Source organism: Flavobacterium agri (genome assembly GCF_013401995.1).
Classification (GTDB): Bacteria; Bacteroidota; Bacteroidia; order Flavobacteriales; family Flavobacteriaceae; genus Flavobacterium; species Flavobacterium agri.
In genome coordinates this window covers 41,956-63,436 of record NZ_JACBJI010000009.1, presented here as the reverse complement: position 1 = coordinate 63,436, position 21,481 = coordinate 41,956, and the positions used below count along the sequence as shown (strand labels likewise).

The window sequence follows — 21,481 nt, the reverse complement described above, 5'->3', positions numbered from 1 at the left end:
ATTTCGTTTATTTCTTATACGTGACTTTCTTCACGGCTTTGATCACATCCTGGGCGTTCGGCAACCATTCTTTGAGCAAGGTCGGAGAATATGGCGCCGGCGTGTCGGCAGTCGTGATACGCTGAATCGGCGCGTCTAGGTAATCGAAAGCGCGCTCCTGTACGATATACGTGATTTCGGACGCTACCGAAGCGAACGGCCAAGCTTCCTCGAGCACGACCAAACGGTTTGTTTTCTTTACGGAATTAAGAATCGCGTCGTAATCCATAGGGCGGATCGTACGCAAGTCGATCACTTCGATCTCGATGCCTTCTTTTGCCAATTCCTCACCGGCGGCAAGCGCTTCCTTGATGATTTTCCCGAAAGAAACCACGGTTACGTCTTTTCCTTCGCGTTTGATATCGGCAACTCCCAGCGGAATCGTGTATTCGCCTTCCGGCACTTCGCCTTTGTCGCCGTACATCTGCTCCGATTCCATGAAAATCACGGGATCGTTGTCGCGGATGGCCGATTTCAAAAGTCCTTTCGCATCGTATGGCGTAGATGGAACAACCACTTTCAATCCCGGAGTGTTCGCATACCAGTTCTCGAACGCCTGTGAGTGCGTCGCCCCCAATTGTCCGGCAGAAGCCGTCGGGCCGCGGAACACCATCGGCATCGGGAATTGCCCGGCCGACATCTGGCGCATTTTCGCCGCGTTGTTGATGATCTGGTCGATTCCGACAAGCGAGAAGTTGAACGTCATGAACTCGACGATCGGACGGTTGCCGTTCATGGCCGAACCTACTGCGATTCCGGCAAAACCAAGCTCGGCGATAGGCGTGTCGATGACGCGCTTCGGACCGAATTCGTCCAACATTCCTTTAGAAGCTTTATAGGCACCGTTGTATTCGGCTACTTCCTCACCCATCAGATATACGGACTCGTCGCGGCGCATTTCCTCGGACATGGCTTCGGCTACGGCTTCGCGAAATTGGATTGTTCTCATTTGAGTTTTTGATTTTAGAACAGCAAAAATAATCTTCTTTTGTCTAGATACAAAGCGAAATCCTTTTTTGTTTTGGCCCAACGTTTTCTGCGTATGGACACTGCATAAAAAAAGAGGCCGAAGCCTCCATTTTGATTGATGATCGGATTGTTGAACAATCAGTTTCCCGTACACGTGCAGTTGTCACCGCAGGTACAATTTTCACATGTGCAGTTCGGATTGCTGCACCCTTTGTTTTGATTTGCTTCCATACTTTTAATTATTAACGTTATTCTTTCGCCTGAAGATCGAGAGCATCCGGAAAACCGGGTTTTTCATACACTCGCATTGATTACAGCTGCAATTGGCGTTTCCACAGCTGTTTTTTGATGATGATTCCTGCATACGTTTTTGTTTCGATTTATTGAGGCAAAGTTATCCCGGGCATACCTGCGGCCCGGTATGCGATAAAGGGAAAGATGTACATAATTTTTGGATTCAGATCCCGTCCAGCGGTTTTCGCTTGACCGATCGGATGTTCTTGAAATGCGAAGGCGTCAATCCCGTCACTTTCCGGAACTGGGCAGAAAGGTGATGGACGCTGCTGAAACCCGTCCGGAAAGCGATCTCGGTAAACGACAACTGGTCGTACACGATTAGTTCCTTCACTTTTTCGATGCGAAGCTCGATGAAATACTGTTCGATCGATTTGCTTTCGATATTTGAAAAAAGATCGCTCAAATAACTGTAGTCGTAAGCGAGGCGATTGTTTATAAAGGCCGACAGGTTCATTTTCCTGTCGGTCGTGTTTTCGAGGTATTCGGCAATGGCGAGCTTGACGTCCGAAACGATTTTGTGCACGCGGCTTTCGATGAGCTCGAAACCGGTTTTTTGAAGTTCGTGTTTGAGCTTATCAGATGTTTCGTCAGACAAAACTTGAGGCATGAAAATTTCCCCGAGTTCAACCTTATTATATGGAATCGAAAGCGAATCCAATATACGCTCTACCGTCATGATGCAACGCGGGCAAACCATGTTCTTGACCGATACTTTTATGTCGTGTGCCATCGCGGGAATGTTATGCGGGCAAAGTTACGAATTGGCTTTTATCGATAACGTCGATCCGTGTTGCAATAACGCCAACTTCGAGATTAACAAGACAACTCTTGATAATTCAAAAATATCGCGAGCGAAATCGTTATAATACATTCATTTATTATGCACGCATAGTACATTTTATAAATTAATTCATTACCTTCGGCCACGAAAAATCCAAAACTTCATCATAAAAAATGAAAATATTAGTTTGCATCAGCCACGTGCCTGATACTACTTCAAAAATCAATTTCACCAATGGTGACGCGGAATTCGACACCAATGGCGTACAGTTCGTAATCAATCCGAACGACGAATTCGGACTGACTCGCGCCGTGTGGTTCCAAGAACAACAAGGAGCGAACGTGACGGTCGTGAACGTGGGCGCTGCCGACACAGAAGCCACTTTGAGAAAAGCGCTTGCAATCGGTGCTAACGAAGCGATCCGCGTAAACGCAACCCCGACAGACGGTTTTTTCGTAGCCAAACAATTGGCCGAAGTCGTCAAAAACGGCGGATACGACCTTGTGATCTGCGGAAAAGAATCACTCGACTATAACGGCGGAATGGTTCCGGGAATGCTTGCGGCCTTGACCGGCGCGAACTTCGTGAACTCTTGCATCGGCTTGACCGTCGACGGATCGAACGTAAAAGCGACACGCGAGATCGACGGCGGAAAAGAAACGTTGTCTACTTCGCTACCGCTTATCGTTGGCGGACAAAAAGGGCTTGTAGAAGAAAAAGACCTGAGAATCCCTAACATGCGCGGCATCATGACGGCGCGTACCAAAGCACTTCAGGTGTTGGAACCGGTTTCGGCCGACCAAACCACCAAAGCCGTGAAGTTCGAAAAACCAGCCGCAAAAGGTCCGGTCAAATTGTTTACCGTAGACAATCTCGACGAGTTGGTGAACGCTTTGCACAACGAGGCTAAAGTCATCTAAGAATCATCGTTTAACAAACAATCGACTAAAAATGTCAATCTTAATATACGCAGAATCATCCGACGGGAAGTTCAAAAAAGTTGCTTTCGAGCTGGCTTCCTACGGAAAAAAAGTGGCCGAATCGCTTGGAACGACAGTAACGGCCGTGACCGTGAACGCGAACAATGTTTCGGAATTGTCGAAATATGGCGTAGACAAGGTCCTCAAAGTGACCAACGATAAATTGTCGGCATTCAACGCCAAAGCTTACGCCGATGTGATTAAACAAGCCGCCCAGAAAGAAGGGACGAAACTAGTTTTGTTGTCTTCTACGACAGACAGCTTGTACCTCGCCCCTCTTGTAGCCGTAGGTTTGAGCGCAGGTTACGCGTCGAACGTGGTCGGATTGCCGGTAAGCACTTCGCCTTTCCAGGTCAAGAGAAACGCTTTTTCGAACAAGGCGTTCAACATTACCGAAATCGCTACGGACGTGAAAGTGCTTGGGCTTGCGAAAAATTCATACGGTGTTTTTGAAAACATGGGATCGGCTTCGGAAGAAGATTTTTCTCCTGCGTTGAACGATGCCGATTTCAACATCAAAACCGAATCTGTCGACAAGACTGCCGGAAAACTTACGATCGCAGACGCGGAAGTCGTGGTTTCGGGCGGACGCGGACTCAAAGGTCCTGAAAACTGGGGATTGATCGAAGATTTGGCTTCGGCTTTGGGCGCGGCTACGGCTTGCTCGAAACCGGTTTCAGATTTAGGATGGCGTCCTCACAGCGAGCACGTCGGGCAAACCGGAAAACCCGTTGCGACGAACCTTTACGTGGCGGTCGGGATTTCGGGTGCGATCCAGCACATTGCGGGAATCAACGCTTCTAAAGTGAAACTCGTCATCAATTCTGATGCTGAAGCACCTTTCTTTAAGGTCGCGGATTATGGGGTTGTCGGTGATGCTTTCGAGATCGTTCCGAAGCTTACAGAGAAGATTAAGGAATTTAAAGCTAATAACGCGTAGTTTACTAACCCAAACTAGCTTAGGAAGCGGCTTCGATTTTTTCGAGGCCGTTTTTTTTTCGGCGCAAACTTCGCTAGCTGGAAGGTTTCGCTTGCCAGCAGGGCTTTCTTTTGTCTGGCAACAAAAGAAACAAAAATGCCTTTGGCGCGACCGCGAAGGCGACCTGACAGCCACGCGGTTTGGAAGCGAAAAGAACTCGCTGCGCTCAAACAGCTTTTCACTTCTTTCCAAACCATCGTGGCGTCAGGTGCCCGCCTGCGCGATCATAGCACTGGAAAGCGGAAGTTTTTATTGGCATTTCCCGCCGCTGCGCTTTGGGAAATGCGTCTCCGGAAGAACCTTTCGTGTTTTTTGGAGATATTTTTCTTCGGACGACGTGGAATCGTTCCGTCAAAGACACAAAAGAGACTTTCTTAGGAGGATTTTTGGCGCAGCTTGCAAGCCAAAATAAAATAACCACTTCCGATTAGTCGCGACGTCATAAAATTGGCGTCAAGAAAAACGGCTCAGGATGCCGCAAAAAATGAAATACTGTCTGAGCGCAGCGAGTTTATTTCATTTGCGCAGCCGTGCCGGTTTTTAGCCAATTTTGTGCGTCGCTCCCGCCTTTTTGTTTCTTTTGCGGCGAAGCAAAAGAAAGCCCCACCGCAGGTGAAAACTTCCAGCTAGCGAAGTTTGCGCAGAAAAAGAAAAATCAATCGAAGGCGAAGCTTTCCTATCTTGCAAAACTCCTTGCCAAATCCAAACGCAATCGTATTTTTGCAACATGAGTTTAGTAAAACTGACAATAAAGGGGATTTCGTACAGCCAGACGCAAAATGGCGCCTATGCCCTTATTTTGAACGAAGTTGACGGCGACCGCAAATTACCGATCGTAATCGGTGCATTCGAGGCCCAATCCATCGCGATTGCGCTCGAGAAAGAAATCAGGCCGCCTCGCCCGCTCACACACGACCTGTTCAAGAATTTCGCCGACCGGTTCGATATCGTCGTCAAGCAGGTCATCATCCACAAACTCGTGGACGGGGTTTTCTATTCGAGCATCATCTGCGAACGCGACAAGATCGAGGAAATCATCGATGCGCGCACATCGGACGCGATTGCGCTTGCTCTTCGCTTCAACGCGCCTATTTTCACATATAAAAATATTTTGGACAAGGCCGGTATTTATCTCAAAGCTTCATCCGATGAAGAAAACCCGGACGACGTACTTTCGTCTCCCGAAACATTCGGAATGGGCGAAGAATCGAACCAATCCGGAGAAACCTACACCAAACACAGCCTTGCCGAACTCAACGAATTGCTCGAAGGTGCGGTTCGCGATGAAGATTACGAAAAAGCGGCCAAAATCCGCGATGAAATATCTAGACGAGAGTCATAAACGGAATCCTGCTTTTTGCGGGATTTTTTGTTTTTGGACGGACTCTCTCTCGCTTCGGGTTTCACGTAAATCCAATTTCCGAAGCAAAAACTATAAACAATACGTGTTGATTTCTTTTAAGCCCAAAATTTCCCAATCCGACAAGCTTATTTTACATTTATCGCGTTAGAAAAGAAATGGGTTTTACAGTTGAAATCTATCTAAAAAGACAGCCATGCAACAATATCATGATTTGGTGAAGCACGTTCTCGAGAACGGCGTACAAAAAGGAGACAGGACCGGAACGGGAACAAAAAGCGTTTTCGGTTACCAGATGCGTTTCGACTTATCGGAAGGTTTTCCGTTGGTCACGACGAAGAAACTGCACCTCAAATCGATCATTCATGAATTGTTGTGGTTCCTCAAAGGCGACACGAACATCTCATACCTCAACGAGAACGGCGTAAAGATATGGGACGAATGGGCCGATCCGAATGGAGATTTAGGTCCGGTTTACGGCTATCAATGGAGAAACTGGAACGGTGAGGAAATCGACCAGATCGAAGAACTCATCAATACGTTAAAAAAGAATCCGAATAGTAGAAGAATGCTCGTTTCCGCATGGAATCCGTCCGTTTTGCCCGACACTTCGAAATCTTTCGAGGAAAACGTCGCCAACGGTAAAGCCGCGCTTCCGCCTTGCCATGCATTTTTCCAATTCTATGTCGCCGAAGGAAAACTGTCTTGCCAATTGTACCAACGCAGCGCCGACATCTTTTTGGGCGTACCGTTCAACATCGCGTCGTATGCGCTGTTTACGATGATGGTCGCACAGGTCGTAGGTTTGCAGCCTGGTGATTTCATCCATACTTTCGGCGATGCGCACATTTACAACAACCATTTCGAGCAAGTGGAATTGCAGCTTTCGAGAGAACCGCGTCCGCTTCCGAAAATGATCCTGAATCCCGAAATAAACAACATATTTGATTTTAAGTTCGAGGATTTCACTTTGGTCGATTACGATCCGCATCCGCATATTAAAGGTATTGTAGCGGTATAACTCTTTTCATGAAGAAACTTTTTTTCGTTTCGTTGGCTTTTGTAGCCCATTCTGTTTGCGCGCAGGAAATTTCCCGAACGTATCTCGATTCGACTTTCAGGAAAACAGAAGAAGGTAAGCATTCGTATTACCGTACCATTTCTAAACAGGACGACCAATATCTGTCGCAAACTTTCTATAAATCGGGGAAACTGCAACTAAGTGTCAAATGCAGTACGCCTGAAGGCGGTTTTTACGAAGGTGTCCATTCTGAATATTGGGAAAACGGCAACAAAAAGAAAACGTCCAATTACGAAAAAGGTCGCGAAACCGGTGAGACGAAAAGTTGGTACGAAAACGGCAAGCCGCATATGACAGGACATTGGAGAATTTGGGGCAAAACCAACGAGAACCGCAAATTCGTGATTTCGGATTTCTGGAAAGAAAGCGGCGAACAGACCGTCACCAACGGCAAAGGATATTATTCCGAAGAGGGCGATGTGCTGTTTGAAGAAGGCCCTATGGAAAATGAAGTACGTGTAGGAAAGTGGTCCGGCCGAAATTCCAGACACGGATTGTCGTTCGAAGAAACGTACGACTATAACGGCGAGCTCATATCGGGAAAGAGCATAGACGCATCGGGAATCGAATATTCATATACCGAAGTAGATAAAAAACCCCAATACAAATCGGGAATGAATGATTTCTACACATTCGTGCGCACCAATTTCAGGACTCCTAAAGACGCAAAACCAGGACGCATAATCATCGGTTTCCTCATAACGTCCGAAGGTTTTGTAAAGGACGTGAAGGTGCTAAGGAGTTTGGGCGCTTCGACCGATCAGGAAGTGATGAACATGTTCGAGAAAATCGAAAGATGGACGCCTGCATTTCATCGCGGAAAACCCATTGATTTCCCTTTCACGATGCCGATAATGATCGCCGGATGACATTATTTCCTGTCGCAATCAACCCTTAACATCGTCGCTTTTACACATCGCCCAAACCGAGGCGCCGCTATATCTTTGGCATATAACTTTAAATCAAAACGTTATGCCAACCAGCATCTTTGTCAATCTTCCGGTAAAAGACCTGAACCGTTCGGTCGAATTCTTTACCAAATTGGGTTATACGTTTAATCCGCAATTTACCGATGAAAAAGCGACCTGCATGATCATCGAGGAACCTTCCATTTTCGTGATGTTGCTTACCGAACCGTTCTTCAAGAGCTTCATGGACGAGGAAATCTGCGATACGAGCAAGTCTATCGAATCAATCATTTGCCTGAGTGCCGAAAGTCGCGAGAAAGTAGACGAAATCGTACGCAAGGCCAAAGACGCCGGAGCGAAAGTCCCGGGCGCGAGCCAAGACTACGGATTCATGTACAACCACGGTTTCCGCGATCTCGACGGACATTGTTGGGAATTCTCATATATGGATATGAGTCAATTTCCGCAGTAACTTCACAAACACAAGCACTTTAGCACGTTCAACTTCAGCACTTAAATATGAAAACACATAAAATCATTTTTTGGATAACTACTTCACTGATTTTTATTTTCGAGGGATTGATCCCGGCGTTCACTTCACAAACCGAAATGGCCAAAGAAGGCATCCGACATTTGGGTTATCCCGAATATTTCGGCAACGCACTCGTCGTTTTCAAGGTTTTGGGATGCATCATTCTGATCGTCCCCAAGTTTCCTAAACTCATCAAGGAATGGGCGTATGCAGGATTTGCGTTCGACTTTATATTCGCTTCCATCAGTTATTTTTGCGTGGACGGCTTCGGTTTCTTCGCGATTTTCCCATTGATCTGGCTCGCTATACTTGCAGCGTCGTACAACAGCTTCCATAAAATAAATCTCGCAAAAATCGCATGACGGTGGTCGAGGTTTTTCGAACGGATGTTTGCAAACCTGCTCAGGCGAGGCGTTTGGTATTCGCGCTAACGGCTATTTTCCCGACAGCCGGAATCACTTTCGATCTCGAGGATTGCGACCGCATACTTCGGATTGAAAGCGCCGATGTGAATCCGGACGAAGTAATATCCTTCATGGAAGCGCAAGGATTTTCCTGCGGAATTTTATCGTAACTTCGAAAAAAACCAACCACCTTTTGTACAACCAATTAACCAACCAATTATGAGAATTGCCACAATTATCGTACGCATTTTGGTAGGATTGATCCTGCTGTTCGCTTCCGTCACGTATTTCCTGATGATGATGCAGGTCATTCCTTTCCCGAAACAGGAAATGTCTGAAGGCGTCATGAAATGGAATGCCGGAGCCGATGCCACCGGTTACCTGATGCCGCTGGTCAAAATTTTGGAACTGATTTGCGGCGTGCTGTTCGTATCGGGATTCTACGTCGCTTTGGCGAACATCGTGATCCTGCCGATTACGATCAATGTCTTCTTGTTCCATGCGTTCCTCGGACCGGAAACCATCGGTATGGGTGCGGCCTTGCTGCTTGGGAACATCTTCTTGATTTATGCGTACCGCGACCGATATGCTGCGGTTTTGGCGAAATAAGCCGATTCGTAAAAAACAAAAATCGCCTCCAAACAAGGGGCGATTTTTTTTATGTGTTGAGTACGCTGTTTTCGGTTCCGGCAAAGTCGTTGTATCTAAAACCGTCGGCTTCGGGTTCGTTCCTGTATTGGCCGTCTACCACATATCGGAATTCATAAGAACCGTCTTTGGGCAAATCGAAAGCGCCTTTGAAAGTCCCGTTTTTTTGCTTGCCCAATTTCCCGGCTTCGGCATACCATTCGTTGAAATCACCGACCACGGATGCGGTTTGCGCTTCTTTGGCCTAGACAGAAAAAGTCACTTTACAGACCGGTTTCGTCTTTGTAAATTGTTTCTTTATCGCCATAATCGTTTCATTTTTAGGATTATGAAGCAAAGGAACTACTTTTCGAAACACGCTCGGCGACGGTGCATAAGATTTACAATAATTTCATAAACGCACTGATTTTTAAGGCGTTTTCCTAAATCGTTCACTTTTATTTACCGATTCCGAAACAGGAAAACGTTTTCATGATTTGGAATCGGAAAATACACTTTCGCGAATTTCGCCGGATGAAGTATCTTTAATGCCTCAAAAACGCCTTGACATGATCATCCTTATCGCCGCCGCCGCAAAAAACAATGCTTTGGGCAAAGACAATCAACTGCTTTGGCATTTGCCCGACGATTTCAAACGCTTCAAGGCGCTTACGTCCGGTCATTATATCATCATGGGAAGAAAGACGTTCGAGAGTTTCCCGAAGCCGCTTCCGAACCGTGTCCATGTAATCATTACGAGACAATCGGATTATAAGGCCGAAAATTGCATCGTCGTCGGAAGTATGGAAGAAGCGCTCAAGGTCTGTCCCGAAAATGAAGACGTGTATGTGATCGGCGGAGGTGAAATCTACGATCTCGCGCTTCCGTTTGCCGACAAGATCGAGCTTACGCGTGTTGACGTTTCGTTAGAAGCCGATGCGTTTTTCCCTGAATTTTCTGAAGACGATTGGAAATTGGAAACATCGGAGTTTCATGCTAAAGATGAAAAGCACGTTTATAATTTTGTGTTTGAGACTTTTATACGGAAATGATTGGGATTATGCTTCCTCGACTGCGCTCGGAAGGTAGGTTCCGAGCGCAGTCGAGGAACAAAAAAAACATCCGCATAAGCAGATGTTCATTTTTCCGGTGGAGATGTATCGATGGAATCTTTGCCTATTCCTGAAACAGTATCTGATAACTTAAAATGAAAACCGCAATTGCAAGACTCAAGCCTGTAAGCAAGAGTATAACATTCGCGGACCTTTGAGAGAACTTCTCAAAGAAGCCCTTAATACCAAATACCACAAAGATAGTAAGGACAAAAAAAACTAAAATTTCCAAAAACAAATTTAACCCTAAGAACGTGTGTTTTGTTCCCATACCTGAAGCCAGGGACAGGAATCCGTTATTCAGGCTGTTCACAAGAAGCAACGAGATCGCCAGTGCAAGACAAACCCATTTCATTTCGGCAAAGAATGTTCTCGATAACATATTTTCCATCGGTTTTATTTTTTGTAAAATTCCCGAATACATACACATCACACAATCCCGTCATATCGTGAAATTTTTTGCCTCCCTATTTTTAGGGATATGGGTAGGAAAATTCGAAGTATTAAACCAACTCGGTGATTCTTCCGTTTATACTATCTTTGCGCTCGATTATGAAACAACCCGAAAAAATTACTCCTTATAAAGACTCGTCTCTTGGCAAAAAAGAGCAGGTCACCCAAATGTTCGACAACATCTCGGGCAATTACGACGGACTCAACCGCGTGATTTCGTTCGGGATCGATACCAAATGGCGCAAAAAAGTGCTCAGATTGGTTTCCGATACTAATCCAAGCAAGATTCTCGACATCGCGACCGGAACCGGAGATTTGGCTATTCTGATGGCGCAGACGGCGGCCCAGGAAATCGTCGGGCTCGATCTGAGCGAAGGCATGCTCGAAGTCGGACGCAAAAAAGTGACCGAGAAGCAGTTGGACAGCCGTATCAAATTGGTACAGGGTGATTCCGAAAATTTGCCGTTCGAAAACGATTCGTTCGACGCCGTGACGGTCGGTTTCGGTATCCGCAACTTCGAAACGCTAGAGAAAGGACTTGCCGAGATTTTGCGCGTGATGCGTCCCGGAGGGATTTTCGTGATCCTCGAAACCTCGAACCCGACCAAATTCCCGTTCAAGCAAGGCTATACCTTTTACAATAAGTTCATTTTACCCGCAATCGGACGCCTGTTTTCAAAAGACCGCGCGGCTTACGGCTATTTGTCCGAATCGGCTTCGGTATTTCCTTTCGGTGAGGAACTGAACAATATTTTGCGTAAAATTGGGTTTATAAACGTGCAAGCGCTGCCCCAGACTTTTGGCGTGGCCACCATTTATGTCGCTTTCAAAAAATAGCATGAAGAAGATCGTAGCCTTATTTTTCGCACTTTTCGCCATACACAGCAACGCTCAAGGACCAACCGGGATGTTTGGCAACGACCCGATCGTGAACCTTGAGAATTTCGACAAACAGCGCGTGCATTGGGGCTATTTCCTCGGATTCAACATTTACGACTTCAAATTCGATTACAAAGTTCCCGGACAGGACATCCAGGTTGACAAAACGACGGGATTCAACGTCGGATTGGTCGGAAACCTGCGCCTTCACGAATACATAGATCTTCGCTTCGAACCGGGATTGTTCTACACGCAACGCGATCTGCATTTCTACGGATTTGCCGAAGACGACGAGCTAAACCAACTGCGCGAAGTGCGTTCCACTTACATCCACTTCCCGCTTTTGCTCAAGTTCTCGTCTTTGAGAACCGGCAACATCCGTCCGTATTTGGTTGGTGGCGTTTCTTCTACATTGAACCTTTCGAGCAATTTCAAATCGAAGGACGACAACTTGCAGCAGCGTTTCCGCATGAAGCAGTGGACGAGCAATTACGAGCTCGGATTCGGCGTCGACCTTTACTTTGAATACTTCAAATTCTCACCTTCGATCCGCGGCGTTTTCGGATTGTCGAACGAAATCATCCCGGATGCCGACCCGAACAGCCCGTGGACGGGAAATGTTGCGTCTATGAAGACCAGAGCGATTTTGGTGAACTTCACGTTCCATTAAGATTTACAGATTCTTAGATTTCAGATTGACAGATTAAGCCTTGGGGTTTAATTGACCTGTTACTGAAAATCCGTGAATCTGAAAATCTATTTTCTTCGGAATTCACTCAAGATAATCGCGGTTGCCGTCGCCACGTTCAAACTTTCGGTTTTCTGCAAATCGCCGAAACGCGGGATTGAAATTCGTTTGGTCGTCCGTTTTTCCACTTCAGGAGAAATGCCGTTGGCTTCGTTGCCCATGACGATGATTCCGTTTGACGGAAGATTTTCGGCGTAAATATTGTCTCCGTCCATAAACGTCCCGAATACCGGAAGTTTCGTATCGGAAAGGAAATCGCGCAAATCGGCATACACGACATTCACTCTCGCAAGCGATCCCATCGTCGCCTGGACCACTTTGGGGTTGTACAGATCGACGGTTTCTTTAGAACACACGACCTGCTTGATCCCGAACCAATCGCAAAGGCGCAAGATCGTACCGAGATTTCCCGGATCGCGAATGTCGTCGAGTGCGACGATCAATCCGGATTCATCTATAGGTTTTGGCGGCGGAATTTTAAAAACGGCAAGACAATTGTTGGCGGTTGAAAGCGCGCTCATTTTTTTGAGGTCGGATTCGGTGGCCATCGTCTTTTTGGAATCAGAAACCTGAGGGAAAAGCGGCTCGATTTCAAAAAGATGCTCCAATTCGAACGAAGAATCGAGCAGCTCGCTTATGACTTTGACGCCTTCGGCCAAAAACAGCGCTTCCTGTTGCCGATACTTTTTTTGGTGAAGCCCCGTTATTCGCTTTATTTGGTTTTTACTAACCATGAATTCTGTATTTTTGACCTTTAATCGCCGAACTTTTGAGAAGCCTGCCAGCAAAAATAGCATTATTTGTCCTTTGCGGATTACTGTTGTCGGGCTGTAATTCGACCAAACGGGTCCCGAAGAGCAAAAAACTCCTTACCAAGAACGAATTCGTCGTCAACGACAAGAAACAGAATACAGAGGAACTCGAAAACCTCATGTATCAAAAACCCAATTCGTCTTTGCTCGGTTATCGTCTCAGGCTCAATTTGTATAATCTGGCCAACCCGAACCCAGATTCGACCTACAAAGCCAAATTCATCAAGAATCCCAAGAAATACGAACGTTTGGCTAAAATCCTTTCCAAGAAACAGGTAAACCGACTTGGGAAATCGTTCTATTATTTCGGCATTCATCAAATGCTCAAGCGAATTGGCGAACCGCCTGCGATCATCGATACGAACAACATCCGCAAGTCGCGTCTCAGGCTCAAAGGGCATTATTTCAACCAAGGCTATTTCAACGCGAAAATCCTGTCCAGGATCGATTCGGTCGCCGACAAAAAAGCACGCGTGACCTACACGATCAAAACGGGAACACCTTATTTTCTGGATTCGCTTAGCCAAAGAATCTCGACGCCCGTGCTCGATTCGATGTTCCAGGCCACGAAAGACAAATCGGCTTTGACGCCAGGCAAGCAGTTCAACGGTCTTGATTTCGATGCGGAAAAAGCGCGTCTCACGTCGTTGTACCGCAACAACGGCATCTATCACTTCCAGGCGAATTACATCAAGTTCGACATCGATACGGTCGATACGAACCACAAGGCCAATTCGAAAATGATCATAGACGATTACAGCTATCGCGAAAACGACACGACCAAGACGATGCCGTTCAAGCAGTACAAGATCAGCGAAGTCAATATCTATACTGATGCGACGGGAAGCAAAATCAAGCCACCGATCAAGGACAGCGTGACGTACAAAGGTTTCAACCTCTATGCGTCCGACCGATTGAAATACCGTCCGAAAGCGATTACCGATGCCGTTTTCATCAACAAAGGCAATTTGTTTTCAGACATCCGCACGACGGTGACTTCGCGCTATCTGAGCAATTTGCGCGTGTTCAATTATCCGTCGATACAATATGAGGTCGATCCTCGCGATACGATCGGGAATTCGTTGATCGCCAATATTTATCTGGTTCCGAGAAAGAAATTCAGTTTCGGATATAGCCTCGACGTCACGCATTCGAACATCCAGGATTTCGGGATACAGGGAACGACATCGGTTACGATACGCAACGTGTTCAACGGAGCCGAAACCTTGGAAATCGCGGCGCGTGGTAACATCGGATCGTCTAAAGATTTGGCCAATCCGAACGATACGTTTTTCAACGTTTCGGAATACGGAGCCGATATGAAACTGAGTTTTCCGCGCATCGTCTTTCCGCTGAACACCGAAAAGATCATCCCGAAAAACATGATTCCGGTCACGACGATCAGTTTGGGTTATGCCAAGCAGCGCAACATCGGGCTTGACAAAGAAAATTTCACCGGTGCTTTCAGTTACACCTGGACGCCGAAGCGTTTTTATTCGTCGAGGCTCGATTTGTTCAACATCCAATACGTGAAGAATTTGAATCCGCAGAATTATTTCAATGTGTATTCGAGTTCCTACAGCGCGTTGAACAATATCGCCAAGGAATATCTCGATCCAAGCAATCCTACCTATTTCAACGAGAACGGGAATCTTGCAATCGATTCGGGAACGAACCAGTTCATTGCAGACGTCGTAGACAACGGTTCGGTGGCCGTGAGCCCCGCCGATTTGAGAACTGTGCGCAGTATAGACGAGCGTCGCGACCGACTTACCGAGAACAACCTCATTTTTGCCTCAAGCTACAGTTATTCGAAAACGACGAAAACCGATTTGCAGGACAATACATTTTATACGTTCCGCACGAAAATCGAATCGGCGGGTAACTTTTTGTCGCTCGTGGCGCGGCTTTCCAAACAGCTCAAGAACCAGAACGGCAACAATACGATTTTCGACATCGAATATTCGCAATACCTCAAAGGCGAGTTCGAATACATCAAGCATTGGGATCTGACGCGCAAGAAAGTACTCGCGATGCGTGCATTCGCCGGAATCGCGATCCCGTACGGCAACTCTGAAAGCGTCCCGTTCTCGAGAAGTTACTTCGCCGGCGGATCAAACGACAACCGGGGATGGCAATCGTACTCGCTCGGACCAGGTTCTTCGGGTGGAATCAACGACTTCAACGAAGCGAACATGAAACTCGCGTACAGCGCCGAATTCCGTTTTAATTTGTTCGGAGATTTGCACAGCGCTGTTTTTGCCGATGTCGGAAACATCTGGAACGTACTCGACAATACCGAAGACGAACGCTACAAGTTTTCGGGGCTTAAATCGCTTGAGGACATAGCCGTAGGTTCTGGATTTGGTTTGCGTTACGACTTCAACTTTTTCGTGGTTCGCCTCGACGTCGGGTTCAAGACATACGATCCGGCGATAAACGAAGGCAGCCGCTGGTTGCGCAATTACAATTTCGCGCACTCGGTACTAAATATCGGAATCAATTATCCTTTCTAATTTCAGAAATACTTATTTTTGTAACCTTTAATCAAAACTAACTGACATGGCCCATAATATCAAACCCGGTGTAGCAACCGGTGACGAAGTTCAGGAAATCTTTCGCCTGGCTAAGGAAAAAGGATTCGCTCTTCCTGCAGTAAACGTAACAGGATCAAGCACCATCAACGGTGTTTTGGAGACCGCCGCAAAACTAAAAGCTCCGGTCATCATCCAGTTTTCTAACGGAGGTGCGGCTTTCAACGCCGGAAAAGGATTCCCGAACGAAGGCCAAAGTGCCGCGATTGCAGGCGCGATCGCAGGCGCTAAACACATCCATACGTTGGCTGAAGCTTACGGCGCGACCGTGATCCTTCACACCGACCACTGCGCGAAGAAATTGCTTCCGTGGGTCGACGGGCTTTTGGACGCGAGCGAAAAACACTTCGCCGAAACAGGAAGACCGCTTTTCTCATCCCACATGCTCGATTTGAGCGAAGAGCCGATGCACGAAAACATCGAAATCTGTAAAAAATATCTTGAAAGAATGTCCAAAATGGGCATGACGCTCGAAATCGAACTTGGCATCACGGGTGGCGAAGAAGACGGCGTTGACAATTCGGGTGTCGATCATTCCGAATTGTATTCTACTCCCGAAGATGTAGATTACGCTTACTCCGAATTGCTTAAAGTAAGTCCGCGTTTTACCGTAGCTGCGGCTTTCGGAAACGTACACGGCGTATACAAACCGGGTAACGTGAAATTGACGCCTACGATCTTGCGCGATTCGCAGGATTACATCCAAAAGAAACACAATACGGGCAAAAACCCAGTCGATTTCGTATTCCACGGAGGTTCGGGTTCGACTCCTGAAGAGATCAAAGAAGCGATTTCTTACGGCGTGATCAAAATGAACATCGACACCGATTTGCAGTTCGCATTCACCGAAGGCATCCGCGATTACATGGTGAACAACATCGAATACCTCAAAACCCAAATCGGAAACCCTGAAGGTCCGGACGCGCCGAACAAAAAGTACTACGATCCTCGCAAATGGATCCGCGAAGGCGAAGTCACTTTCAACAAGCGTCTTGAAGAAGCGTTTGCCGATTTGAACAACGTAAATACACTTTAAAAATGATGAATTATGAATTATGAATTGAAGTCGCTTATGACTTCTGTTTTTAATTCATAATTCATATTTTTTTAATTCATAATTAAGCAGAAATATGGCTTGGTTTAAAAGAACAGAAAAAGGCATTCAGACCGCCACCGAAGATAAAAAAGACGTTCCTAAAGGTTTATGGTACAAATCGCCTACCGGAAAAATCGTCGATGCCGATGAATTGGCGCGCAACCTATACGTAAGCCCCGAAGACGGCTTCCACGTAAGGATCGGAAGCAAGGAATATTTCGAAATCTTGTTCGACAACAACGAATACACCGAACTCGACAAGAACATGACGTCGAAAGACACGCTTCATTTCGTCGACACCAAAAAATACTCCGACCGACTAAAGGACGCCCAGGAGAAAACCAAACTCAAGGATGCCGTGCGCACCGGAGTGGGTAAATCGAAAGGCAAGGACATCGTGGTCTGCTGTATGGATTTCGCGTTCATCGGAGGTTCGATGGGTGCCGTCGTAGGAGAGAAAATCGCGCGCGGTATCGACTATTCGATCAAGAACAAAATCCCGTTCGTGATGATTTCCAAATCGGGTGGCGCACGTATGATGGAAGCCGCGTATTCGCTTATGCAGCTTGCCAAAACATCTGCAAAACTCGCGCAATTGGCCGATGCGAAAATCCCGTACATTTCGCTTTGTACCGATCCGACTACGGGCGGAACGACAGCGTCTTATGCGATGTTGGGCGACATCAACATTTCGGAACCGGGCGCGCTTATCGGTTTTGCCGGACCGCGTGTCGTAAAAGACACCACCGGAAAAGATTTGCCTGAAGGTTTCCAGACCGCGGAATTCGTTTTGGAACACGGTTTCCTCGATTTCATCGCTGCGCGCAAGGAACTCAAGAACAAGATCAACTTGTATTTGGATTTGATTTTGGACCAACCGATCCGTTAATCAAAACCCATCAAATAAAACGACCGCTCTTTTTGGGCGGTTTTTTTATGCCGTTCGGTCAAAGCCGGCGGTATTTCCGAATCCATGATAAACAATACGAATCTATTTTTATTTTTGAAAAGCAATTCCTAAAACCGAATCATGGAAAACGAATTACTTTGCCAACAATGCAAATGTCCGACAAACGGTAATTTCTGCTCGAATTGCGGGCAACAAACCAAAGTCGAAACGATAGACGCGCGTTACGCAAAAAAGGAATTGTTCCAGCTTACGGGATATGAAAAAGGATTTGTGTACACTTTTGCGAAACTTTTGACAAAACCCGGCAAAAGCATACGGGATTACCTTCACGGCAATAGATCGTCGTTTACAAAACCGGTGACTTTCCTGTTCGTGACATCTGTAATTTACGCGTTGGTTTCGAATTATTTCGACACCGATTCGGTGTACGAACAGCGTTTCCGTCAAGTATATGGAGAATCGAGCGTCATGCAGGTCATGCAATGGGTTCAGGAAAATTACGGCTATTCGAACATTTTAATGATGATTTTTATAGCCGCTTGCATCAAACTGTTCTTCAGAAAACACGCCTACAACATTTATGAGATTTTCGTACTGTTGTGTTTCGTAATGGGCGAAGGCATGATTTTGCTGTCGTTACAACCGATTTTCACCAAGTACATACCAAATCTAATGATGGAAAACACCCTGTTTACGGCGGTTTTCGTTTACGTTAGTTGGGCGATCGGACAGTTTTTCGGAGGAAGATTCCGAGATTACCTCAAAGCTTTTCTCGCGTACGTGCTAGGCTTCTCGCTTTTTGAAATCACAGCCATAGTGATTGCGCTTTTGTACGATTCGTTCTCTTGAGGATTTGAAACTACATTCCGGTCCTGATCGCTTCGACCGGATCCAGTTTAGAAGCCGAAATAGCCGGGATGATTCCCGAAATCAAACCGATCGCCGCCGACAATCCCGTTCCGAGCATGATATTGCCGAAACCAAGCACAAATTCGAACTCGAGCGCTTTGGTCATCACGGTCGCGATTCCCCAAACGAGCAGCAGTCCGACCGCACCACCGATCACCGAAAGAATGATGGCCTCGAACAGGAACTGGAACAAAATGAACTTGTTTTTCGCTCCCAAAGATTTCTGGATTCCGATAAGGTTGGTGCGCTCCTTGACCGAAACGAACATGATATTGGCGATGCCGAATCCGCCTACGAGAAGCGAGAACGCGCTGATGATCCAACCACCCGTGTTCAAGATTCCGATAAATGCATCGAGAAGCGCCGTGAATCCCGAAAGTACGTTGATGAAGAAATTGTCCATATCGCCGACCTTCATACCGCGATAATTGCGCAGCTTTTGTGCGACTTCGGCTTTGAGTTCGTCCACGTCGGCACCTTTGGCGGGTTTTACGATAATGATCGGCATCATCGTATCGTTGTTTTCACCGAATTTGTTCCTGATGAAATTCACCGGAATGATGATCGACGTATCGTTGCTGTTGCCGAACATGCCCGAACCTTGCTTGGGCAAAACGCCGATTACGGTAAATTTCTGTCCGTAAAGCCTGATTTGTTTGTCGATCGGATCGGAGTCCCCAAAAAGCCCGTTTGCGACCTCATACCCGATTACGGCGACGGCTTTACCCGAATTGTCTTCGGATTCGTTATAAAACCGGCCTTTGTCGAATTCCTGCGCCTGGATTTCGTCGAACTCGTGCGAAACCGGAACGACGTTGATGCTGCTCACGGTCTTGTCGTCGTATTTGGCCGATTCGGGCCCGACGAAAATCTGGTAAGCGACTTCTTCGGCACCGTTCAGAGAAGCTTTGAGGTATTGGTATTCGTCGTAAGTGACATTCGGGAATTGCTCGACTTTCCAGCGCGGCACGTCGGTCGGTCCGAAAGATTGCTTGAGCACGTACATCGTATTCTTGTCGAGGCTGCTCAAGTCTTTTTTGATTTTGCGGTCGAGCGAATCGACGGCGGCCAGAACGGCAATGATCGAAAAAATCCCGATCGTCACGCCCAGAAGCGACAAAAGCGTACGCAGTTTGTTGTTGCGCAAGGCGTTCATGGCGAACGAGAAGGATTCCGAGAGAAGTCTGAGATAAACGATCATTGGGAAGTTCCGATTGAAGCGTAAAATTGCTGATTTTTCGGTCAAAATCCTAATTTAAAAAATGTTGCTGTTTGTTGGCTTGTCGATTTCTTCATTTGAGTTTCGAACTTTGGAAAAGATTGGTGTTTTGAATCGGAAATTTTGCCAAATTATCTTTAGCAAATTTGGTTTATCCCATTGTTAAAAAGTACTTTTGCACCTTCATACACAACTTCTAAAAATGAGCACGAACAAGACCATCAAATCAGCATTAGTTTCGGTATTTTCAAAAGACGGACTCGAGCCGATCGTACAGAAACTGCACCAACAAGGCGTGACCTTCTACTCTACCGGCGGAACCGAGGAATTCCTTAAAAACCTGGGCATTCCGGTCGTTGCGGTCGAAGACGTGACTTCGTATCCGTCTATCCTTGGCGGACGTGTCAAAACGCTTCACCCGAAGATTTTCGGTGGAATCCTGAACCGTCAGGATCACGAAGGCGACGTTTCGCAAATGACCGAATACAACATCCCGCAGATTGATTTGGTGATCGTTGATTTGTATCCGTTCGAAAAAACCGTGGCTTCGGGCGCTTCGGAAGCCGATATCATCGAAAAAATCGACATCGGAGGCATTTCGTTGATCCGTGCGGCGGCGAAAAACTTCAAGGATACGGTGATCATTCCATCTGTAGAGCAATACGCTCCGTTTTTGGAATTGCTAAACGAGAAAAACGGGGAGACTTCGCTTGAAGACAGAAAGAAATTCGCTACACAAGCGTTCCATGTTTCGTCTCATTACGATTCTGCAATTTTCAATTATTTCAATACGGACGACACGTATTTCAAGCAATCATATTCGAACGGGCAGGTTTTGCGCTACGGAGAAAATCCGCACCAAAAAGGTTATTTCTTTGGCGACTTCGATTCGATGTTCACCAAAAAACACGGAAAGGAATTGTCATACAACAACCTTCTCGATGTTGACGCCGCCGTGAACCTGATTCTTGAATTCAAAGGCAACGATCCGACTTTCGCGATCCTGAAACACAACAATGCTTGTGGTTTGGCCACGCGTCCGACGATGAAGCAAGCGTATCTCGATGCTTTGGCGGGCGACCCGACATCGGCTTTCGGAGGCGTTTTGATCGCGAACGGGAAAATCGACGCGGAAACGGCTGCCGAAATCAACTCGCTTTTCTGCGAAGTCGTGATCGCTCCCGAGTACTCCGAAGAAGCCATCGCCATCCTTTCCGAAAAAAAGAACAGAATTATTCTCGTGCAACACGACGTGGAATTGCCGCAGCTTCAAGTGCGTACGGCTTTAAATGGCGTTTTGGTACAGGATCGCAACAACATTACGGACAATAAAGAAGGCCTTCGCACCGTTACCACTACGGCTCCGACCGCACAGGAAATCGACGACTTGATTTTTGCGTCTAAAATCTGCAAGAACACCAAATCGAACACGATCGTCCTGGCAAGGAACGGGCAATTGATCGCTTCCGGAACAGGCCAAACCTCACGTGTGGACGCCTTGAGACAAGCGATCGAGAAAGCTCACTCATTTAACTTTGACTTGAACGGCGCGGTAATGGCCAGCGATGCGTTCTTTCCGTTCCCGGATTGCGTAGAGATTGCGAAAAACGCCGGAATCACTTCGGTCATCCAACCCGGAGGATCGATCAAGGACGAATTGAGCATCAATTACTGCAACGAAAACGGCCTGTCGATGGTGTTCACAGGAACGCGTCATTTCAAGCACTAAAAAAGCATCGGTATTTTAAATTTTTGATTTTGGATCACAGACGGAAGCCCCTGATTCCAATGT

General features: G+C 46.7%; 21 protein-coding genes and 1 pseudogene. 17 read left to right on the top strand and 5 right to left on the bottom strand.

What is annotated here, in order from left to right:
- Window positions 1-7 precede the first annotated feature (7 nt).
- Together HZF10_RS16785 and HZF10_RS16780 are read right to left on the bottom strand one after the other, a co-directional pair.
- Window positions 8-1,018: a pyruvate dehydrogenase complex E1 component subunit beta gene (locus HZF10_RS16785; protein ID WP_317171650.1), complete on the bottom strand. Its 1,011-nt coding sequence runs from the start codon at window positions 1,016-1,018 to the stop codon at window positions 8-10.
- A gap of 447 nt (window positions 1,019-1,465) precedes the next feature.
- Window positions 1,466-2,035, bottom strand: a complete 570-nt coding sequence (locus HZF10_RS16780) for a helix-turn-helix domain-containing protein (RefSeq protein WP_176007394.1) — start codon at window positions 2,033-2,035, stop codon at window positions 1,466-1,468.
- 224 nt (window positions 2,036-2,259) lie between these two features.
- Here HZF10_RS16780 and HZF10_RS16775 point away from each other — a divergent pair, with 224 nt between their 5' ends.
- The 9 genes from HZF10_RS16775 (at window position 2,260) to HZF10_RS16740 (ending at window position 8,939) form a co-directional block, all read left to right on the top strand.
- Complete coding sequence (locus tag HZF10_RS16775) at window positions 2,260-3,006, top strand: electron transfer flavoprotein subunit beta/FixA family protein (protein WP_176007393.1); 747 nt, start codon at window positions 2,260-2,262, stop codon at window positions 3,004-3,006.
- A gap of 31 nt (window positions 3,007-3,037) precedes the next feature.
- Window positions 3,038-4,006: an electron transfer flavoprotein subunit alpha/FixB family protein gene (locus HZF10_RS16770; protein WP_176007392.1), complete on the top strand. Its 969-nt coding sequence runs from the start codon at window positions 3,038-3,040 to the stop codon at window positions 4,004-4,006.
- A 766-nt stretch (window positions 4,007-4,772) separates the two neighbouring features.
- Window positions 4,773-5,387 carry a bifunctional nuclease family protein gene (locus HZF10_RS16765; RefSeq protein ID WP_176007391.1) on the top strand — a complete coding sequence of 205 codons (615 nt, stop codon included), beginning with the start codon at window positions 4,773-4,775 and terminating at the stop codon, window positions 5,385-5,387.
- A 214-nt stretch (window positions 5,388-5,601) separates the two neighbouring features.
- A complete protein-coding gene (locus HZF10_RS16760) occupies window positions 5,602-6,426 on the top strand; it encodes a thymidylate synthase (RefSeq protein ID WP_176007390.1) in 825 nt (274 codons plus the stop codon).
- An 8-nt stretch (window positions 6,427-6,434) separates the two neighbouring features.
- The gene (locus HZF10_RS16755) at window positions 6,435-7,355 is read left to right on the top strand and encodes an energy transducer TonB (protein ID WP_176007389.1); all 921 of its coding nucleotides are present in this window, start codon (window positions 6,435-6,437) and stop codon (window positions 7,353-7,355) included.
- Window positions 7,356-7,458: 103 nt separating this feature from the next.
- Entirely contained in the window at window positions 7,459-7,866 is a 408-nt protein-coding gene (locus HZF10_RS16750) for a VOC family protein (RefSeq protein WP_176007388.1), read from the top strand.
- Between the two features lie 47 nt (window positions 7,867-7,913).
- Window positions 7,914-8,288 (top strand): DoxX family protein, encoded by a 375-nt coding sequence (locus HZF10_RS16745; protein ID WP_176007387.1) that lies wholly within the window; start codon window positions 7,914-7,916, stop codon window positions 8,286-8,288.
- A complete protein-coding gene (locus HZF10_RS17945; protein ID WP_176007386.1) occupies window positions 8,285-8,500 on the top strand; it encodes a hypothetical protein in 216 nt (71 codons plus the stop codon). Before HZF10_RS16745 ends, HZF10_RS17945 begins: the two co-directional genes overlap by 4 nt.
- A gap of 49 nt (window positions 8,501-8,549) precedes the next feature.
- Window positions 8,550-8,939, top strand: a complete 390-nt coding sequence (locus HZF10_RS16740) for a DoxX family protein (protein ID WP_176007385.1) — start codon at window positions 8,550-8,552, stop codon at window positions 8,937-8,939.
- A gap of 49 nt (window positions 8,940-8,988) precedes the next feature.
- Here HZF10_RS16740 and HZF10_RS16735 read toward each other — a convergent pair.
- Window positions 8,989-9,285, bottom strand: a pseudogene (locus HZF10_RS16735) (isoamylase early set domain-containing protein).
- Between the two features lie 241 nt (window positions 9,286-9,526).
- Between HZF10_RS16735 and HZF10_RS16730 the strand changes: the two are divergent.
- From HZF10_RS16730 to porT, 3 genes are all read left to right on the top strand, one after another.
- Window positions 9,527-10,009, top strand: coding sequence for a dihydrofolate reductase (locus tag HZF10_RS16730; RefSeq protein ID WP_176007384.1), 483 nt, complete (start codon window positions 9,527-9,529; stop codon window positions 10,007-10,009).
- 612 nt (window positions 10,010-10,621) lie between these two features.
- Window positions 10,622-11,359: a bifunctional demethylmenaquinone methyltransferase/2-methoxy-6-polyprenyl-1,4-benzoquinol methylase UbiE gene (gene ubiE / locus HZF10_RS16720; protein WP_176007383.1), complete on the top strand. Its 738-nt coding sequence runs from the start codon at window positions 10,622-10,624 to the stop codon at window positions 11,357-11,359.
- Window position 11,360: 1 nt separating this feature from the next.
- Window positions 11,361-12,071: a type IX secretion/gliding motility protein PorT/SprT gene (gene porT / locus HZF10_RS16715; RefSeq protein ID WP_246282647.1), complete on the top strand. Its 711-nt coding sequence runs from the start codon at window positions 11,361-11,363 to the stop codon at window positions 12,069-12,071.
- Between the two features lie 86 nt (window positions 12,072-12,157).
- On the opposite strand, the gene HZF10_RS16710 is transcribed toward porT, so the two are convergent.
- Window positions 12,158-12,883 (bottom strand): TrmH family RNA methyltransferase, encoded by a 726-nt coding sequence (locus HZF10_RS16710; RefSeq protein ID WP_176007382.1) that lies wholly within the window; start codon window positions 12,881-12,883, stop codon window positions 12,158-12,160.
- Between the two features lie 35 nt (window positions 12,884-12,918).
- Here HZF10_RS16710 and tamL point away from each other — a divergent pair, with 35 nt between their 5' ends.
- From tamL to HZF10_RS16690, 4 genes are all read left to right on the top strand, one after another.
- Window positions 12,919-15,477, top strand: coding sequence for a translocation and assembly module lipoprotein TamL (gene tamL, locus HZF10_RS16705; RefSeq protein WP_176007381.1), 2,559 nt, complete (start codon window positions 12,919-12,921; stop codon window positions 15,475-15,477).
- A gap of 46 nt (window positions 15,478-15,523) precedes the next feature.
- Window positions 15,524-16,591 (top strand): class II fructose-bisphosphate aldolase, encoded by a 1,068-nt coding sequence (gene fbaA / locus HZF10_RS16700; RefSeq protein ID WP_176007380.1) that lies wholly within the window; start codon window positions 15,524-15,526, stop codon window positions 16,589-16,591.
- Between the two features lie 94 nt (window positions 16,592-16,685).
- Window positions 16,686-17,540: an acetyl-CoA carboxylase, carboxyltransferase subunit beta gene (gene accD / locus HZF10_RS16695; RefSeq protein WP_176007379.1), complete on the top strand. Its 855-nt coding sequence runs from the start codon at window positions 16,686-16,688 to the stop codon at window positions 17,538-17,540.
- Between the two features lie 141 nt (window positions 17,541-17,681).
- Window positions 17,682-18,410: a DUF3667 domain-containing protein gene (locus HZF10_RS16690; RefSeq protein WP_176007378.1), complete on the top strand. Its 729-nt coding sequence runs from the start codon at window positions 17,682-17,684 to the stop codon at window positions 18,408-18,410.
- Window positions 18,411-18,420: 10 nt separating this feature from the next.
- On the opposite strand, the gene HZF10_RS16685 is transcribed toward HZF10_RS16690, so the two are convergent.
- Entirely contained in the window at window positions 18,421-19,671 is a 1,251-nt protein-coding gene (locus HZF10_RS16685; protein ID WP_176007377.1) for an ABC transporter permease, read from the bottom strand.
- Between the two features lie 220 nt (window positions 19,672-19,891).
- Between HZF10_RS16685 and purH the strand changes: the two genes are divergently transcribed.
- The gene (purH, locus tag HZF10_RS16680; RefSeq protein ID WP_176007376.1) at window positions 19,892-21,418 is read left to right on the top strand and encodes a bifunctional phosphoribosylaminoimidazolecarboxamide formyltransferase/IMP cyclohydrolase; all 1,527 of its coding nucleotides are present in this window, start codon (window positions 19,892-19,894) and stop codon (window positions 21,416-21,418) included.
- Window positions 21,419-21,481 lie beyond the last annotated feature (63 nt).

Coding starts and splice junctions, on each gene's coding strand:
- HZF10_RS16780 (WP_176007394.1), bottom strand. CDS start 2,035: ATGGCACACGACATAAAAGTATCGGTCAAGAACATGGTTTGCCCGCGT.
- HZF10_RS16775 (WP_176007393.1), top strand. CDS start 2,260: ATGAAAATATTAGTTTGCATCAGCCACGTGCCTGATACTACTTCAAAA.
- HZF10_RS16770 (WP_176007392.1), top strand. CDS start 3,038: ATGTCAATCTTAATATACGCAGAATCATCCGACGGGAAGTTCAAAAAA.
- HZF10_RS16765 (WP_176007391.1), top strand. CDS start 4,773: ATGAGTTTAGTAAAACTGACAATAAAGGGGATTTCGTACAGCCAGACG.
- HZF10_RS16760 (WP_176007390.1), top strand. CDS start 5,602: ATGCAACAATATCATGATTTGGTGAAGCACGTTCTCGAGAACGGCGTA.
- HZF10_RS16755 (WP_176007389.1), top strand. CDS start 6,435: ATGAAGAAACTTTTTTTCGTTTCGTTGGCTTTTGTAGCCCATTCTGTT.
- HZF10_RS16750 (WP_176007388.1), top strand. CDS start 7,459: ATGCCAACCAGCATCTTTGTCAATCTTCCGGTAAAAGACCTGAACCGT.
- HZF10_RS16745 (WP_176007387.1), top strand. CDS start 7,914: ATGAAAACACATAAAATCATTTTTTGGATAACTACTTCACTGATTTTT.
- HZF10_RS17945 (WP_176007386.1), top strand. CDS start 8,285: ATGACGGTGGTCGAGGTTTTTCGAACGGATGTTTGCAAACCTGCTCAG.
- HZF10_RS16740 (WP_176007385.1), top strand. CDS start 8,550: ATGAGAATTGCCACAATTATCGTACGCATTTTGGTAGGATTGATCCTG.
- HZF10_RS16730 (WP_176007384.1), top strand. CDS start 9,527: ATGATCATCCTTATCGCCGCCGCCGCAAAAAACAATGCTTTGGGCAAA.
- ubiE (WP_176007383.1), top strand. CDS start 10,622: ATGAAACAACCCGAAAAAATTACTCCTTATAAAGACTCGTCTCTTGGC.
- porT (WP_246282647.1), top strand. CDS start 11,361: ATGAAGAAGATCGTAGCCTTATTTTTCGCACTTTTCGCCATACACAGC.
- HZF10_RS16710 (WP_176007382.1), bottom strand. CDS start 12,883: ATGGTTAGTAAAAACCAAATAAAGCGAATAACGGGGCTTCACCAAAAA.
- fbaA (WP_176007380.1), top strand. CDS start 15,524: ATGGCCCATAATATCAAACCCGGTGTAGCAACCGGTGACGAAGTTCAG.
- accD (WP_176007379.1), top strand. CDS start 16,686: ATGGCTTGGTTTAAAAGAACAGAAAAAGGCATTCAGACCGCCACCGAA.
- HZF10_RS16690 (WP_176007378.1), top strand. CDS start 17,682: ATGGAAAACGAATTACTTTGCCAACAATGCAAATGTCCGACAAACGGT.
- HZF10_RS16685 (WP_176007377.1), bottom strand. CDS start 19,671: ATGATCGTTTATCTCAGACTTCTCTCGGAATCCTTCTCGTTCGCCATG.
- purH (WP_176007376.1), top strand. CDS start 19,892: ATGAGCACGAACAAGACCATCAAATCAGCATTAGTTTCGGTATTTTCA.